Source organism: Reyranella sp. (assembly GCF_017305915.1).
In the GTDB taxonomy this organism is placed as follows: domain Bacteria; phylum Pseudomonadota; class Alphaproteobacteria; order Reyranellales; family Reyranellaceae; genus Reyranella.
In genome coordinates this window covers 181,240-196,750 of the sequence record NZ_JAFKJN010000005.1, presented here as the reverse complement: position 1 = coordinate 196,750, position 15,511 = coordinate 181,240, and the positions used below count along the sequence as shown (strand labels likewise).

Below are 15,511 nucleotides of genomic sequence, written 5' to 3'. Positions count from 1 at the left end.
CAGCCGTGACGGTTGCTCTGGGCACTTCCATTCGGCACGAATGGGGCCTCGACCCCGATTTCCTGACCGTCAACCACGGCTCTTACGGCGCCACGCCTCTCGCCGTGCGCGCCGAGCAGGATCGCTGGCGCCAGCGCATGGAGGCGCAGCCGACGCGCTTCTTCTTCCTCGAGCTGCCGGGCGCGTTGCGCGAGGCCGCCACGGCACTGGCGCATTTCCTCGGCGCCGACCCGGAGGGCGTCGCGTTCTCGCCCAATGCGACGAGCGGTGCGAACGCCGTGCTGCGATCGATGCGCTTTGCGGCGGGAGACGAGGTCCTTCACGTCAGCCATGTCTACAACGCCGTCCGTAACACCATCGCCTACGTCGCCGAGCAGGCCGGCGCGAAGGCGGTGATCGCCGACATCCCGTTTCCGCGTCCCGAGCCCGCTTCCATCGTGAAGAGCATCGAGCGGGCGATCACCAGGCGCACCCGCATCGCCGTGATCGACCACATCACCTCGCCCAGCGGGCTGGTGCTGCCGGTCGAGGATATCGTCCGGCTGTGCCATGCCGCCGGCGTGCCGGTCCTGATCGATGGCGCTCATGGGCCGGGCCAGGTTCCGCTCGATCTGCAGGGGCTCGGCGTCGACTGGTACGTCGGCACCTGCCACAAATGGCTGTGTGCCCCGAAGGGCTGCGGCTTCATCTATGCTCGCGCCGACCGCCGGGACGACCTGCATCCGGTGACCATCTCGCACGGCTACGGCGGCGGCTTCACCGCGGAGTTCGACTGGACGGGCACGATGGATCCGTCTGCCTTCTTGTCGCTGCCGGCCTCGATCGCCTTCTACGAGAAGCTGGGCGGTGCGGCGTTGCGAGAGCGCAATCGCAAGCTTGCGGCCGAGGCGGCGACGCTGGTCGCCGGCGCCTTGAAGACCGAGGTCGGCGCATTGCCCGAGATGGCGGGCAGCATGGGGCTCGTCCGCTTGCCGATCGCGCTCGCATCGAAGCGGTCGGAGGCGGTGAGGGTGCGGCAGGCGCTTCAGGCGGCCAGCACCGACGCGCCGGCCCATCCGCTGGATGGAGCGCTGTGGCTGCGCCTGTCGGCCTACGCCTACAACGAAATCGGCGACTACGAGCGCCTCGCGGAATTGCTGCCGGAAGTGCTGAAGCGATTGGGCGATTGACGCTGGCGGTCTTTCGGTACACGCTGTGTATCAAAGATCATGCCCCGTTACCTCACTGAGCAGGACATCGCCGACTTTCGCAACGAGTTGTGCAAGGTCGCCACCGAGCGGTTCGCGCGCCACGGCTACGAGGGCGTCACCATGCGCCAGCTCGCCGAGGCGCTGGGCTGCAGCCCCAAGACGCCCTATCGCTACTTCAAGGACAAGGCCGACATCCTGGCGACGGTGCGGGCACAGGCCTTCGCCAAGTTCGCCGACGCGCTCGATACGGCGGCCAAGGGGCCGGCCGATGGCCGCGGGCGGCGCATCGTCGAGGCCTATATCGGCTTTGCGCTCAAGAACCCCCATGCCTATCGCATCATGTTCGACATCGACGCGCCGATCGACGAATCGCATGCCGAGCTGCACGGCGCGGCCGAGCGGGCGGCGCGCTTCATCACCCGAGGCGCCGAGGAGATGGCCCAGGCCGGCATCATCGACGCCGATCCGGTGCTGTTCGGCTACGCCCAGTGGGCGGCGCTGCACGGCATTGTCATGCTGCACCAGTCGGGCATGCTGGAGCACGGACCGGACTACAAGAAGCTGGCGGCGTTCCTCGGGCCGACGCTGGTGAAGGGAGCAAAGGGCAGGAAATGACCGGCGTCACCTCGGGCGAGCGTTTCAGAAACTGGACGGAGATCGCGGCCAATGCCGCGCGTGCGGCTGGCGGCTTCGCAGGCCTAGGCATCGGCGAGGACGACAGCGTGGCGCTGATGCTGCGCAACGACTTCGCGACCTTCGAGGTCAACATGGCGGCGGGCCAGCTCGGCGCCTACGCCGTGCCGATCAACTGGCATTTCACCGCCGAGGAGGCGGGCTACATCCTCGGCGACTGCCGCGCCAAGGCGCTGGTCATCCATGCCGACCTGCTTCCGCAGGTCGCGGCCGGCGTGCCGGCGGGCACCAAGGTGCTGGTCGTGCCGACGCCGATCGAGATCTGCGACGCCTACGCCGTGCCGACCGAGAAGCGCGGCGCCCCCGAAGGCGTCGAGCTGTGGGACGCCTTCGTGGCGCGCAGCGCGCCCAACACGGCGCCGCCCAAGGCCTCGCGCGGCAGCATGATCTACACCTCGGGCACGACCGGCCGGCCCAAGGGCGTCAAGCGAGAGCCCTCGACCCCCGAGCAGCAGGCCAAGGGCGCCGCCGAGATCGGCAAGCACTGGGGCCTGGTGAGCGATCCCTCGACGGTGGTGATGATGAACGGGCCGATGTACCACTCCGCGCCCGCCGCCTATGGCATGCAGAGCGCGCGGCTCGGGCTGCACATCGTGCTGCAGCCGCGCTTCGAGGCCGAGGACATGCTGCGGCTGATCGCCCGGCACAAGGTCAGCCACATGCACATCGTGCCGACGATGTTCGTGCGGCTGCTGCGCCTGCCCGCCGAGGTGAAGGCGAAGTACGACCTGTCGTCGCTGCGCTGGATCACCCATGGCGCCGCGCCCTGCGCGCCGGCGGTGAAGCGGCAGATGATCGATTGGTGGGGATCGGTGATCAACGAGTACTACGGCGCCACCGAGACCGGCATCGTGGTGTGGCACGATTCGGCCGAGGCGCTGAAGAAGCCCGGCACCGTGGGCCGCGTCGTCGCCGGCGCCACTATGCGGATCGTCGACGAGCAGGGCCGCGACGTGAAGCCGGGGGAGGTCGGCGAGATCTACCTGCGCGGGCCGCTCTACAGCGAGTTCACCTACAACAACGACGACGCCAAGCGGCGCGAGATCGCGCTGGGCGACCTCGTGACCGTGGGCGACATGGGCTACCAGGACCAAGACGGCTACCTGTTCCTGTGCGACCGCAAGCGCGACATGATCATCTCGGGCGGGGTCAACATCTATCCGGCCGAGATCGAATCCATCCTGATCCAGATGCCGGGCGTGCGCGACTGCGCGGTGTTCGGCATCCCCGACGAGGAGTTCGGCGAGCAGATCTGCGCCCATGTCGAGCCGCTGCCGGACGCGGCACTCGACGCGGCGGCGGTGCGCGGCTACCTCGGCCAGCACCTGGCGCGCTACAAGGTGCCGAAGGTGGTCGAGCTCAGCGCCAGCCTGCCGCGCGAGGATTCGGGCAAGATCTTCAAACGCAAGCTCCGCAGCCCATATTGGGAGAAGTCTGGAAGGTCGATCTAGCGAATCACTTCCTCCCCTTCGCGGAATCCGCGAAGGGGAGGAGAGCTGATAGAGGTTCTTCAATGGCGGACGACGACGTCACCCTGTCGGGCGAGCTCAAGGACAAGCTGATCGACAGCAAGCAGAAGTGGGCGGCCGACGGCCGGCTGCTCACCGGCACGACGGCACTGCCGTCCGAGCGCCTGCCGCCCGGCCAGCGGCTGGTCGAGACCTGGCCGGTGCTCGACCTCGGCATCCAGCCCGAGATCCCCCTGCATGCTTGGCGGCTGTTCGTCGACGGTGATGTCGAGAACCCGGCCACCCTGAAATGGGAGGAGTTCAGGGCGCTGCCCAAGGTCGAGCTGACGACCGACATCCACTGCGTCACGGCGTGGTCGCGCTACGACAACAAGTGGGAAGGCGTTTCCGCGCGCACGCTGATCGACCGGGTCAAGCCCAAGGCCGACGCGCAGCACGTGATCTTCCATTCCTACGACACCTACAAGACCAACGTGCCGCTGGCCGATTTCGCGACCGACGACGTGTTGCTGGCCTGGAGCTGGAACGGCCAGCCGATCAGCCGGGAACACGGCGGACCGCTCCGCGTCGTTCTCCCGAAGCTCTATTTCTGGAAGAGCGCCAAGTGGATCAAGCGCGTCGAGTTCTCGGTGCTCGACAAACCGGGATTCTGGGAAGTGCGCGGCTACCACAATTACGGCGATCCCTGGCGCGAGCAGAGATACGACGATGAGGCCTCAGAAGGCCTATAGGAGATGTGACATGGCATCGGCGCACGATTTCACCTTCCCCGGCATCGACCACAAGCCGATCGACCTCAAGCAGTACAGGGGCCGGCCGGTGCTGGTGGTCAATGTCGCCTCGTTCTGCGGGTTCACGCCGCAGTACAAGGAGCTGCAGAAGCTGCACGAGACCTACGGACCCAAGGGGCTGGTAGTGCTCGGCGTGCCGTCGAACGACTTCGGCGCGCAGGAGCCCAAGACCGAGCCCGAGATCGCAAAGTTCTGCGAGACCAACTACGGCGTCAGCTTCCCGATGACGGCCAAGCAGAAGGTGGTCGGCGCCGATGCGCACGGCCTCTATCAGTGGATCTCGGGTGAGGCGGGAGAGGCGGCGGCGCACCGGTGGAACTTCCACAAGTACCTGATCGACAAGGAGGGCAAGCTCGCCGGCTCCTGGCCGAGCAAGGTCAGCCCGACGTCGTCGGAGATCACCGGCCAGATCGATATGATGCTCGCAGGCTGACGGGACGTCCTCTCGCCTGGAGCGAAATTGGTCTCGTTGGAATCGCGCGAAGCAACCCTCCCCATTCATATGGGGAGGTGTTGGCGTCTTAGGCCGACGGAGGGGTCATAGGCAGCAGTTGCATTGTCGCCCGTGACCCCTCCGTCGCCAACGCGTTTTCGAACTCCGTTCGAAAAGGCGCAGACGGCGCCACCTCCCCATATGAATGGGGGGAAGGCCTTGCTTCGACTTCAGATGATCGCGCCCTAATGCCCGGCGAGCGCCCGCCGCATGTTGGTGCGGGCGGGCTGCTCGAACCGCTCGAAGAACCGGTCGGTCGCGAACAGGCGCGGCTTGGCCAGCATGGTGGTGTAGAAGGCGTTGCGCGCCTGCCAGAAGGCGGCCTCGTCGGCGAACAGGTGCAGGTACTCGCGGCGAATGCCCAGCGCGTACCGGCAGAAAGCCTCCCACGGCGCGGCGAGCCGCCACAAATCGAGATCGCAGACCCGCGCGGCTTCGGCGGGCGGCGGTTCGGCATGGGTGGTCGCCTCGATGATGCGGGCGGCGCGCTCGAGGACGGACTCGGCGAGCGCGAGATCGGGGTGGTCGAGCGCCAGCGTGTCCACGGTCGCGGCCATCAGCGCCGCCGACTTCCGTTCGTTGTCGCCGCGGGGCGCGCCGGGCACGTACACGGCGTCGTGGAACAGCAGCGCGAGCTGCTCGGCCTCGTCGAGATCGGGCGTGTGTTCGCGCGTGAGCGCGATCAGCTCGTCGAGATGGGCGGCATTGTGATAGGCGCGATGCGGCTGCGCGTAGTGCAGGCGCGCGGCGTCGACGAGGGTACGGTGCGCGAGCAATCTCATGACGCTCACCTCGATCACACGGTCCGAGCGCGGATCATACCGGCACCCGAGCGCGGTCAGTCAATAGCCTCGCGGATCGCCGGCCTGGTCACGGCGCCAGGATGTTCCGGATCGTCCTGAAGACGTCGTGGAACATCGCTGTGGTCAGCCGCCCGGTGTTCGTGTTGTAGCGCGAGCAATGATAGCTGTCGGCGAGATGCAAGCCGGTCGGCAGCTCGTGCAGGCGGCCGTGGATGAAGGGATAGCTGCCGGCCGGCCGCACCGTCAGCGCGCGCAGGATCTGGTCATGCGCGCCCTTGCCGAGCGCCAGCAGCACCTTGACGTTCGGCATCGCCGCCAGCTCGGCCTGCAGGAAGGGCCGGCAGGCGGTGAACTCGACCGGCAAGGGCTTGTTCTCCGGCGGCAAGCAGCGCACGGCGTTGCAGATGCGGGCATCGACCAGACGCAGGCCGTCGTTGGGATCGGCCTTGTAGGTGCCCTCGGCGAAACCGAACTCGAGCAGCGTCGAATAGAGCAGGTCGCCCGCATAGTCGCCGGTGAACGGCCGCCCGGTGCGGTTGGCGCCCTTCATGCCGGGCGCCAGGCCGACGATCAGCAGCCCGGCGTCGATCGAGCCGAACGAACGGACGGGCGCGTTGTTCCAGTCAGGATACTTGCCCTGCAGCGCGTGGCGGAAGGCCACGAGCCTGACGCAGCGCGGACAATCGAGAGGCGGTTCCTCGAACGGCGAGACGGCCACTTGTCGGACAGGGGGTCGATCAGGCCGTCCGCATCAGCTGGCCGGTGATGTCCTCGGTGCCGGCGTCGCCTTGGCCGGCGGGGCGCGGCGTGCGCTCGCCCGGATTGCGCGCGATCAGCGGCGCCAGCTCGGCGAGCTCGATGAAGTCGTCGGCCTGGCGGCGCAGCTCGTCGGCCACCATCGGCGGCGAAGACTTGATGGTGCTGACCACCGAGACGCGCAGGCCCCGGCGCTGCACCGCCTCGACCAGGCGGCGGAAGTCGCCGTCGCCGGAGAACAGGATCACATGGTCCAGATGCTCGGCCATCTCGAGCACGTCGATGGCCAGCTCGATGTCCATGTTGCCCTTGAGTTTGCGGCGGCCCATGGCGTCGGTGAATTCCTTGGTCGGCTTGGTGACCATGGTGTAGCCGTTGTAGTCCAGCCAATCGATCAGCGGCCGGATCGGCGAATACTCCTGATCCTCGACCAGCGCGGTGTAGTAATAGGCGCGGACCAGGCGGCCCTTCTCGCGGAACACCTTCAGCAGCCGGCGATAGTCGATGTCGAAACCCAGGGAGCGCGCGGCGGAGTAGAGGTTGGCGCCGTCAATGAACAGGGCCGTGCGCTCATTTTCGTAAAAATTACCTTTCATGACGTAATTGTCCTTTTCGATTTATATACAGAGGGGGCGAAAAATTATTATTGAGCAGTAGGAACCCAGTAACCCACACCCTTCCTACTGCGCATGAAGTCTAGGCCGCTATTACATTGATTACAAGGGGTTGCCGGAATCTTTGCATGCATAACTCAATATTCCTAGGCGCAGGGGCAAATCTTCCGCACGAGCGCTACGGCTCGCCCCGCCAGACCCTGGAGGCGGCCTTTGTGGAACTGGGCCGGCGGGGGGTGCGGACGGTGCGCCGGTCACCCTGGTACCGCACAGCGCCGGTGCCGGCGTCGGACCAGCCGTGGTTCTGGAATGCCGTCGTCGAAGCGGCTTCGGACCTGCCGGCGGATGCGCTGCTGGCCGAGCTGCATGCCGTCGAGGCGGCGTTCGGCCGGGCGCGGACGGTGCCCAACGCCGCCCGCCCGATCGACCTCGATCTGCTGGATTATTGCGGGGAAATCGCCCCGGGCGGACCGGGGAAGGCAACCCTGCCGCATCCGCGCCTGGCCGGCCGCGCCTTCGTGCTGCGGCCGCTGGCCGATCTGGCGCCGGACTGGCGCCATCCGGTCACCGGACAGGCGATCGCGGACCTGCTGGCCGCTTTGCCAGCTGACCAGATCGCCGAGCGCGCGGGATAATTGCACTCTCTCGTCCGGCGCATCCGGACATGTCCGGATGTGTCCGGCCTGGGGGGTGGGGCCGGATTCCCGGATTCTCGACGAAAACCCTTATAGAATCGGTATTGGACGCGTCCGGCCGTCCGCCGAATCCGGGCGTGGGCGGCCCCGACGAAGAGGCCGGTCGTAAAACACGTTCTGGGGCGGGCGCGCGGGCTGGGAAAGCCGGGATAAGCCCTTGAGGACACAGCGCAAAGCATCCCTCTAAATTGCCTTCCCAAGGCCTTCTTGGCCGCGTATAACCCGCCGCTTCCGCGAAACCCGAGGTCTTGAATGGCGCGCGTCACCGTCGAGGACTGCATCCTGCAGGTGCCCAACCGTTTCGAGCTGGTCATGTATGCCGCCCAGCGCGCGCGTGACATCTCGGGCGGCAGCCAGATCACCATCGATCGCGACCGCGACAAGAACCCGGTCGTGGCGCTGCGCGAGATCGCCGAGGTCAAGCTCGACCAGGACGTCCTCAAGGACAAGCTGATCTCGGGCATGCAGAAGCACGCCGACATTGACAAGCCCGAGGAGGTCAACGAGATGGCCGAGCTCGAGCAGGAGCTTGCCGCGGCGCTGGCGCAGGGCGGTGCGGAAGCCGCTCAGCCCAAGGCGCTGCCGATGGCCGAGGAAGACGACATCACGGAGTAGCGCTCGGTACGCTCGTAATAGCAGGGCTCAGCCCTGCTATTCGCGCATTGTGCGTGGAGCGGAAGCAATCGTCCCCATATAATCGACGATTGCCATGATTCGTCAGTTCGAACTCGTCGAGCGCGTGCATTCCTACGATCCGGATGCGGACGAGGACATGCTGAACCGCGCCTACGTCTACGGCCTGAAGAAGCACGGCACCCAGCTCCGCGCCTCCGGCGACCCCTATTTCTCCCATCCGGTGGAGGTCGCGGGCATCCTGGCCGAGATGCGGCTGGACACCTCCTCGATCGTCACCGGCCTGCTGCACGACACGCTCGAGGACACCGACGCCACCCGCGAGGAGCTTGCGCGCCTGTTCGGCGAGGAGATCGCCAAGCTGGTCGACGGCGTCACCAAGCTCTCCCGCCTGGAGGTCCAGTCCGAAACCACCAAGGAAGCCGAGAACCTGCGCAAGCTGGTGCTCGCCATGTCGACCGACATCCGCGTCCTGCTGGTGAAGCTCGCCGACCGGCTGCACAACATGCGGACGCTGCAGCACATCAAGGAACCGGCGCGCCGCCGGCGGATCGCGCGCGAGACCATGGACCTCTACGCACCGCTGGCCTCGCGCATCGGCATGGAGAGGGTGAAGCGCGAGCTGGAGGAGCTGGCCTTCGCCGAGCTCAATCCCGACGGCCGCGCCTCGGTGCAGGCGCGGCTGGGCTACCTGCGGGAGAAGGGCGAGCAAATCGTTCCGCAGATCGAAGCGGAGCTCACCAGGACCCTGAAGGACGGCGGGCTCGACGCCCAGGTCTCGGGCCGCGAGAAGACGCCCTATTCGATCTGGCGCAAGATGCAGCAGAAGAACGTGTCATTCGAGCAGCTCGCCGACATCATGGCCTTCCGCATCATCGTCGCCGACACGGCGCAGTGCTACCAGGCGCTCGGGCTGCTGCACGGCCGCTACCAGATGCTGCCACAGCGCTTCAAGGACTACATCTCGGTCCCCAAGCCCAACGGCTACCGCTCGCTGCATACCGGCGTGATCGGCCCGCACGGCCAGCGCATCGAGATCCAGATCCGCACCGCCGAGATGGCCGAGCAGGCCGAGCGCGGCGTCGCGGCGCACTGGATCTACAAGCAGGGCGGGCCGTCGACCGACGCGCCGCAGTATGCGTGGCTGCGCTCGCTGATGGATATCCTCGACAAGGCGCCCGACGCGGCGGAGTTCCTCGAGCACACCAAGCTCGAGATGTTCCAGGACCAGGTGTTCTGCTTCACGCCCAAGGGCAAACTGATCTCCTTGCCGCGCGGCGCGACGCCGATCGACTTCGCCTACGCGGTGCACAGCCAGGTCGGCGACACCTGCGTCGGCGCCAAGATCAACGGCCGCATGCTGCCGCTGCGCACCCAGCTGCAGAACGGCGACCAGATCGAGATCGTGACCTCCAAGGCGCAGACGCCGTCGCCGACCTGGGAGCGCTTCGTCGTCACCGGCAAGGCCAAGGCCGCGATCCGCCGCTTCATCCGCGTGCGCCAGCGCGAGCAGTACCTGCAGCTCGGCCGCTCGCTGCTCGACAAGACCTTTCACGAGGAAGGCTACGAGGTCACCGACAAGGGCCTCGAGGGCGTCAAGGCCAACTTCAAGCAGGCGAGCGTCGACGACCTGATCGCCAATGTCGGGGCGGGCCTGACCGGCTCGCGCGAGGTGCTGACCGCCGTCTATCCCGGCCTCAAGCAGCCGCGCAAGCAGGGCGGCGCCGACATCGTCCCGATCAGCCGCGCCCGCAGTAAGGCCGGCAAGGCGCGCGAGGCGGCCAAGAAGGACAACGGCCAGCGCCAGATCGCGCTCACCGGGCTGATTCCCGGCATGGCGGTGCATTTCGCGCGCTGCTGCCATCCGCTGCCGGGCGACCGCATCGTCGGCATCATCACCACCGGCAAGGGCGTCACCATCCACACCATCGACTGCGCCACGCTCGAGAGCTTCTCCGACACGCCGGAGCGCTGGATCGATGTCGGCTGGGACTCGGTGAGCGACAGCGGTGGCGGCGCCTATACCGGCCGGCTCAAGATCACCGTCTCCAACCAGCCGGGCAGCCTGTCGAGCCTCTCGACGGTCATCGCGCGGCACGAGGGCAACATCTCCAACCTGCGCATCGTCAACCGCTCGATGGACTTCTTCGACATGGTGATCGACGTCGAGGTCGCCGACGTGAAGCACCTCGCCGACATCACCGCGGCGCTGCGCGCCACTCCCGCCATCAACGCCGTCGAGCGCGCGCGCAACTAACCAGAGTAGCCAATGGCCCAGTCCCTGCGTCTCGGCGTGAACATCGATCACGTCGCCACTGTCCGCAACGCGCGCGGCGGCAAGCTGCCCGACCCGCTGCGCGCCGCGGCACTCGCCACCAAGGCCGGCGCCGACGGCATCACCGCCCATCTGCGCGAGGATCGCCGTCACATCGTCGACGCCGACATCGAGGCGCTGATGCGCGAGCTCACCATACCGCTCAACTTCGAGATGGCGGCAACCGAGGAGATGGTCCGCATCGCGCTGCGCCACAAACCCCATGCCGCCTGCATCGTCCCCGAGAAGCGCGAGGAGCGGACGACCGAGGGCGGCCTCGACGCCGCCGGCCAGCACAATCACCTGAAGCCGATGGTGGCGCGGCTGCGCGACGCCGGCATCCGCGTCTCGCTGTTCGTCGAGGCCGACGAGCGCCAGCTCGAGGCCGCCGTCACGCTCGGCGTACCAGTCGTCGAACTGCACACCGGCCGCTATTGCGAATTGGAAGGCGCGGCGCAGAAAGCCGAGCTCGAGCGGCTGCGCAGGGGCGCGGCGCTGTGCGGCAGGCTCGGCCTCGAATGCCACATGGGGCATGGGCTGAGCTACGCCGATGTCGGTCCGGTCGCCGCCATTCCCGAGGTGCGCGAGCTGAACATCGGCCATTTCCTGGTCGGCGAGGCGATCTTCGTCGGCCTCGAGGTCGCGATCCGCGAGATGCGCCGCCTGATCGACGAAGCGCGCAAGGGCTCGACGTGATCCTGGGCCTCGGCAACGATCTCTGCGACATCCGCCGCATCGAGAAGTCGCTCGAGCGGTTCGGCGACCGTTTCATCCAGCGCATCTTCACCGAGGTCGAGCAGAAGCGCTCGGAGGGCCGCGCCACCCGCGCCGCGAGCTACGCCAAGCGCTTTGCCGCCAAGGAGGCCTGCGCCAAGGCGCTCGGCACCGGCCTGCGCCGCGGCGTGTTCTGGCGCGACATGGGCGTGATCAACATGCGCGGCGGCAAGCCGACGATGGCGCTGACCGGCGGCGCGCTCGCCCGCCTGCAGGAGATCACGCCGGCCGGCATGACGGCGCAGATCGACCTCACCTTGACCGACGAGTATCCGCTCGCCCAGGCGATCGTGATCATCTCGGGCGTGCCCGCGTGAGCGAGCCCGCGCCGCCACCGCCCGTCGCGCCGGTGCCACCGTCGCGCCGCCGGCGGCTCTGGATCGTGCTGGTGCTGATCGTCGCCATCCCGGTCGTCACCTTCATGGTGCTCGCCGGCACAGCCGTGCAGCTTGCCGGCTGGCGGGCGTTCCACATGGCGTCCGGCGGGATGTTGCCGAGCCTGCTGCGTACCGATCAGTTCTTTGTCGATCTCAACGCCTATGCCGACGGTCGGCAGCCGGCGCGCGGCGACCTCATCGTCTACCGGGTGCCGGACAACGCCGGCAGCCTTTCGACTTTCGGCGGTCGCCGTGCCGAATTCGTGCAGCGAGTGATCGGTCTGCCCGGCGAGCAGATCGAAATGCGCAAAGGCGTTCCGGTCATCAATGGACGGCCTGCTGTCCAGGAGCGCGTGGGCGAATTTGCAGCCGACCGCCCGGGGCTTCCCGGACGCGCGGCGACTCGCCTGCGCGAGCGTTTCGCCGACGGCGCGACGTTCGAGATCATCAAGTACTCGCGAAACGGCCCGGCGGACGAGGGCGGCCCGGTCACGGTCCCTGCCAGCAGCTATTTCGTGATGGGCGACAATCGCGACGATTCGCTCGACGGCCGCGCCGGCTGGTGGTTCGTGCCGGCCGATCATCTGGTCGGCCGTGCCAATTACATCTACTGGTCCGGACTCGAGCAACTGGGTCGCATGGGCACCGCCCTGAAATGACCAATTTGCACCCCTTCCATGCGACGGCCGGACGGGAGACATTGTGTTACCGCCCTGCTATAGGCGCAGCACTTGTAAACTGGTACGGCGATGACGGACGTGGTTGAACGTCGCAAGCGGGGACAGGAAAAGGCCGGCGGTCTGGCGGAGACCATCCGGACCGTCGTTTATGCGGTGCTGATCGCACTCGTTGTGCGGACATTCGCCGTCGAGCCGTTCAACATCCCGTCGGGCTCGATGATCCCGACGCTGCTGGTCGGCGACTATCTGTTCGTCTCCAAGTATTCCTACGGCTACAGCAAGCACTCCTTCCCGTTCTCGCTGGGCTTCTTCTCGGGCCGCATCTTCGCCCACGACCCCGAGCGCGGCGACGTCGCCGTCTTCAAGTATCCCGGCGACCAGGGCCAGGGCCCTAACCGCACCGACTACATCAAGCGCATCGTCGGCCTGCCGGGCGATGCCATCCAGGTCACCGAGGGCATCCTCCAGATCAACGGCAAGCCGGTCGAGCGCATCAAGGTCGGCGACTACGCGCCGAGCGGTGGCGGCGCCTATCGCACCGGCACGTTGTACGACGAGGTGCTGCCCAACGGCCGCCGCCACGAGATCGTCGAGACCACCGACAACGGCCAGTCCGACAACACGCCGAAGTTCGTCGTGCCGCCCGGCCACTTCTTCATGATGGGCGACAACCGCGACGACTCGCTGGACAGCCGCACCGCCCTGCAGCTGAGCGGCGGCCAGGCGGCGGCGCAGCTCGGCTGGTACGTGCCGGCGGAGAATCTGGTCGGCCGCGCCGAGTTCATCTTTTTCTCGCACGACCCGACGGCGGCGAACTGGTACGAGCCGTGGAAATGGCCAGCCGCGATCCGCTTCAGCCGCTTCTTCAAGGCGATCCGCTGAAGCCCACCCTGCCGGATACCTTGCCAGATCTGGGGCATGACTTCGCGTGCCCCGAGCTTCTCGCCGAGGCGCTGACCCATCGCAGCGCCCTCGATCGCCAGCCCGACCTCAAGGCTGCCTTCCCGCACGGCAACGAGCGGCTGGAGTTCCTCGGCGACCGCGTCTTGTCGCTTGCCATGGCCGACCTGTTGATGCGCCGCTTCCCGCACGAGCACGAGGGCGATCTGGCGCGCCGCTATTCGGCGCTGGTGCAGGCCTCGACCCTGGCCGAGATCGCGGCGTCGATCGGCCTGGGTGCCGCGCTCAGCCTCGGCGATTCCGAGCGCCACGAGGAGGGCGTGCGGCGGACCATCCTCGCCGATGCCATGGAGGCGGTGCTCGGCGCCTTGTTCCTCGATGCCGGCTTTGTCGTGGCCGCCGCGGCGATCGAGCGGTTGTGGGGTGAGCGCCTGAGCGCGACCTTGGCGGCGCCGCGTGACGCCAAGACGAGCCTGCAGGAATGGGCGCAGGCGCGCCGCCTGCCGCTGCCCAGCTACCGCGAGATCGGCCGCGAAGGCCCAGCGCACGCGCCGGTGTTCGTGGTCGACGTCTCGATCAAGGGCCACGAGCCCGGCCGCGGCCGCGCCGGCAGCAAGCGCGAGGCCGAGCGGCTGGCCGCGGCGGCATTGCTCGAGCAGCTGGGGGCGTCATGACCCGCGCCGGTTTCGTCGCCATCGTCGGGGCGCCCAACGCGGGCAAGTCGACGCTCGTCAACGCCCTGGTCGGCTCCAAGGTCAGCATCGTCTCGCCCAAGGTGCAGACGACGCGGATGCGCGTCATCGGCATCGCCATGGCCGACTTGGCCGGCGGCGACCGCGCACAGGTCGTGCTGGTCGACACGCCCGGCATCTTCCGGATCGCCAAGCGAAGGCTGGAGCGCGCCATGGTCGCCGCCGCCTGGCAGGGCGCCGAAGATGCCGACGTGGTGGGGCTGATGGTCGATGCCGAACGCGGTGTTGGCCAGGAAACCCGAGCCATCGTCGAGCGGCTGAAGCAGAACCGGGCGCCGCGATACCTGATCCTGAACAAGATCGACCTGGTGCCGCGCGAGCAGTTGCTGGCGCTGACCGCCGAGCTCAACGCCCTGGTGCCGTTCGAGCACACCTTCATGGTGAGCGCGCTGAAGAGCGACGGTGTCGCCGACGTGCTGGCCGCGTTCGCCGCCGCGGTGCCGGCAGGGCCTTTCCTCTATCCCGAGGACCAGGCCGCCGACCTGCCGATGCGCCTGCTCGCCGCCGAGGTGACTCGCGAGCAGGTCTTCCTGCAGCTTCACCAGGAGCTGCCCTACGAGGCCGCGGTCGAGACCGAGAAGTGGGAGGAGCGCGGTGACGGCTCGGTGCGCATCGAGCAGATCATCCACGTCCAGCGCGAGGGCCAGCGCGCGATCGTGCTCGGCAAGGGCGGGGCGCGCATCAAGCAGATCGGCGCGCGGGCACGCCATGAGCTCACGACCATGCTCGAGCGGCCGGTCCATCTCTTCCTGCATGTCAAGGTGAGCGAGCGCTGGGCCGACGACCCGGCGCATTACCGCGCCATCGGGCTGGACTACGAGCCCAAGTAATGGAGTGGAGCGACCAGGGCATCGTGCTCTCGAGCCGGCCTCACAGTGAGACCGGGCTGGTCGCCTCCCTACTGACACACGCGCACGGCCGTCACGCCGGCTTCATCCATGGCGGCGTCTCGCGCAGGTCGAAACCGATTTGGCAGCCGGGCAACGTGGTCGAGGTCGCCTGGCGGGCGCGGTTGACCGAGCAGCTCGGCAACTTCACCGGCGAATTGCGCGAGCCGCATGCGGCGCGGGCGCTGGACGATCCGATGGAGCTGGCGGGCCTGGCTGCCGCCTGCGCCATGGTCGACGCCGCGCTCCCCGAGCGTGAGCCGCATCCGGCGATGTACGAGGGCTTTCACGCTTTCCTGGGCGTGCTCGGCCATGACGGCTGGCCCGCGATCTACGTCCGCCTGGAGCTCGGCCTGTTGCAGGAGCTGGGTTTCGGCCTCGCTCTCGAGAAATGTGCGCTGACCGGCGCGACCGAGGACCTGGCGTTCGTGTCGCCCAAGACCGGGCGGGCGGTGTCGCGCGCGGCCTCCGAGCCCTACCGTGACAAGCTGATTGCGCTGCCGGCTTTTCTATCCACCGGCGGCCTGCCGGCCGATGCAGCCGAACTGCGACAAGGCCTCGATTTGACGGGCTTTTTCCTTGAGCGCCACGTCTTCTGGCCACACAACAAGCCCTTGCCCGGCGCGCGGGCGAGATTTATGGAGACGCTGCTCCGCCAAGAACAACAATGACGGCCGGTTGCGGTCGTTT

Annotated in this window: 17 protein-coding genes and 1 pseudogene; 15 read left to right on the top strand and 3 right to left on the bottom strand. The window is 67.5% G+C overall.

Annotated elements, in window-relative coordinates; translation table 11 throughout:
* Positions 1–5 precede the first annotated feature (5 nt).
* The 5 genes from J0J01_RS00970 (at position 6) to J0J01_RS00950 (ending at position 4,576) form a co-directional block, all read left to right on the top strand.
* The gene (locus J0J01_RS00970; RefSeq protein ID WP_296378255.1) at positions 6–1,169 is read left to right on the top strand and encodes an aminotransferase class V-fold PLP-dependent enzyme; all 1,164 of its coding nucleotides are present in this window, start codon (positions 6–8) and stop codon (positions 1,167–1,169) included.
* 39 nt (positions 1,170–1,208) lie between these two features.
* Positions 1,209–1,805 (top strand): TetR/AcrR family transcriptional regulator, encoded by a 597-nt coding sequence (locus J0J01_RS00965; RefSeq protein ID WP_296378254.1) that lies wholly within the window; start codon positions 1,209–1,211, stop codon positions 1,803–1,805.
* On the top strand, positions 1,802–3,334 hold the full coding sequence (locus J0J01_RS00960; protein ID WP_296378253.1) for an acyl-CoA synthetase: 1,533 nt from the start codon (positions 1,802–1,804) through the stop codon (positions 3,332–3,334). Before J0J01_RS00965 ends, J0J01_RS00960 begins: the two co-directional genes overlap by 4 nt.
* Positions 3,335–3,396: 62 nt before the next feature.
* The gene (locus J0J01_RS00955) at positions 3,397–4,083 is read left to right on the top strand and encodes a sulfite oxidase-like oxidoreductase (protein ID WP_296378252.1); all 687 of its coding nucleotides are present in this window, start codon (positions 3,397–3,399) and stop codon (positions 4,081–4,083) included.
* A gap of 10 nt (positions 4,084–4,093) precedes the next feature.
* Positions 4,094–4,576, top strand: coding sequence for a glutathione peroxidase (locus tag J0J01_RS00950; RefSeq protein WP_296378251.1), 483 nt, complete (start codon positions 4,094–4,096; stop codon positions 4,574–4,576).
* Positions 4,577–4,821: 245 nt separating this feature from the next.
* Here J0J01_RS00950 and J0J01_RS00945 read toward each other — a convergent pair whose 3' ends face one another.
* The 3 genes from J0J01_RS00945 to J0J01_RS00935 form a co-directional block, all read right to left on the bottom strand.
* Positions 4,822–5,418 carry a hypothetical protein gene (locus J0J01_RS00945; protein ID WP_296378250.1) on the bottom strand — a complete coding sequence of 199 codons (597 nt, stop codon included), beginning with the start codon at positions 5,416–5,418 and terminating at the stop codon, positions 4,822–4,824.
* Between the two features lie 88 nt (positions 5,419–5,506).
* Positions 5,507–6,157: a uracil-DNA glycosylase gene (locus tag J0J01_RS00940; RefSeq protein WP_296378249.1), complete on the bottom strand. Its 651-nt coding sequence runs from the start codon at positions 6,155–6,157 to the stop codon at positions 5,507–5,509.
* A 19-nt stretch (positions 6,158–6,176) separates the two neighbouring features.
* On the bottom strand, positions 6,177–6,791 hold the full coding sequence (locus J0J01_RS00935) for an NYN domain-containing protein (RefSeq protein WP_296378248.1): 615 nt from the start codon (positions 6,789–6,791) through the stop codon (positions 6,177–6,179).
* A 146-nt stretch (positions 6,792–6,937) separates the two neighbouring features.
* On the opposite strand from J0J01_RS00935, the gene folK reads away from it, so the two are divergent.
* The 10 genes and pseudogenes from folK to recO all read left to right on the top strand — a co-directional run bounded on the left by folK (position 6,938) and on the right by recO (position 15,492).
* Positions 6,938–7,444 carry a 2-amino-4-hydroxy-6-hydroxymethyldihydropteridine diphosphokinase gene (gene folK, locus J0J01_RS00930; protein WP_296378247.1) on the top strand — a complete coding sequence of 169 codons (507 nt, stop codon included), beginning with the start codon at positions 6,938–6,940 and terminating at the stop codon, positions 7,442–7,444.
* Positions 7,445–7,756: 312 nt separating this feature from the next.
* Positions 7,757–8,071: pseudogene (gene rpoZ / locus J0J01_RS00925) on the top strand (DNA-directed RNA polymerase subunit omega); the annotation flags it as partial.
* A 142-nt stretch (positions 8,072–8,213) separates the two neighbouring features.
* Entirely contained in the window at positions 8,214–10,394 is a 2,181-nt protein-coding gene (locus J0J01_RS00920) for a bifunctional (p)ppGpp synthetase/guanosine-3',5'-bis(diphosphate) 3'-pyrophosphohydrolase (protein ID WP_296378246.1), read from the top strand.
* 12 nt (positions 10,395–10,406) lie between these two features.
* Positions 10,407–11,147 carry a pyridoxine 5'-phosphate synthase gene (locus tag J0J01_RS00915; protein WP_296378245.1) on the top strand — a complete coding sequence of 247 codons (741 nt, stop codon included), beginning with the start codon at positions 10,407–10,409 and terminating at the stop codon, positions 11,145–11,147.
* On the top strand, positions 11,144–11,542 hold the full coding sequence (acpS, locus tag J0J01_RS00910) for a holo-ACP synthase (protein ID WP_296378244.1): 399 nt from the start codon (positions 11,144–11,146) through the stop codon (positions 11,540–11,542). The genes J0J01_RS00915 and acpS overlap by 4 nt, the downstream gene beginning before the upstream one ends.
* A complete protein-coding gene (lepB, locus tag J0J01_RS00905; protein WP_296378243.1) occupies positions 11,539–12,261 on the top strand; it encodes a signal peptidase I in 723 nt (240 codons plus the stop codon). Before acpS ends, lepB (J0J01_RS00905) begins: the two co-directional genes overlap by 4 nt.
* Positions 12,262–12,351: 90 nt before the next feature.
* Positions 12,352–13,164: a signal peptidase I gene (gene lepB, locus J0J01_RS00900; RefSeq protein WP_296378242.1), complete on the top strand. Its 813-nt coding sequence runs from the start codon at positions 12,352–12,354 to the stop codon at positions 13,162–13,164.
* Entirely contained in the window at positions 13,116–13,856 is a 741-nt protein-coding gene (rnc, locus tag J0J01_RS00895; protein WP_296378241.1) for a ribonuclease III, read from the top strand. The genes lepB (J0J01_RS00900) and rnc overlap by 49 nt, the downstream gene beginning before the upstream one ends.
* Complete coding sequence (gene era, locus J0J01_RS00890) at positions 13,853–14,764, top strand: GTPase Era (RefSeq protein ID WP_296378240.1); 912 nt, start codon at positions 13,853–13,855, stop codon at positions 14,762–14,764. The genes rnc and era overlap by 4 nt, the downstream gene beginning before the upstream one ends.
* Complete coding sequence (gene recO, locus J0J01_RS00885; RefSeq protein WP_296378238.1) at positions 14,764–15,492, top strand: DNA repair protein RecO; 729 nt, start codon at positions 14,764–14,766, stop codon at positions 15,490–15,492. Before era ends, recO begins: the two co-directional genes overlap by 1 nt.
* Positions 15,493–15,511 lie beyond the last annotated feature (19 nt).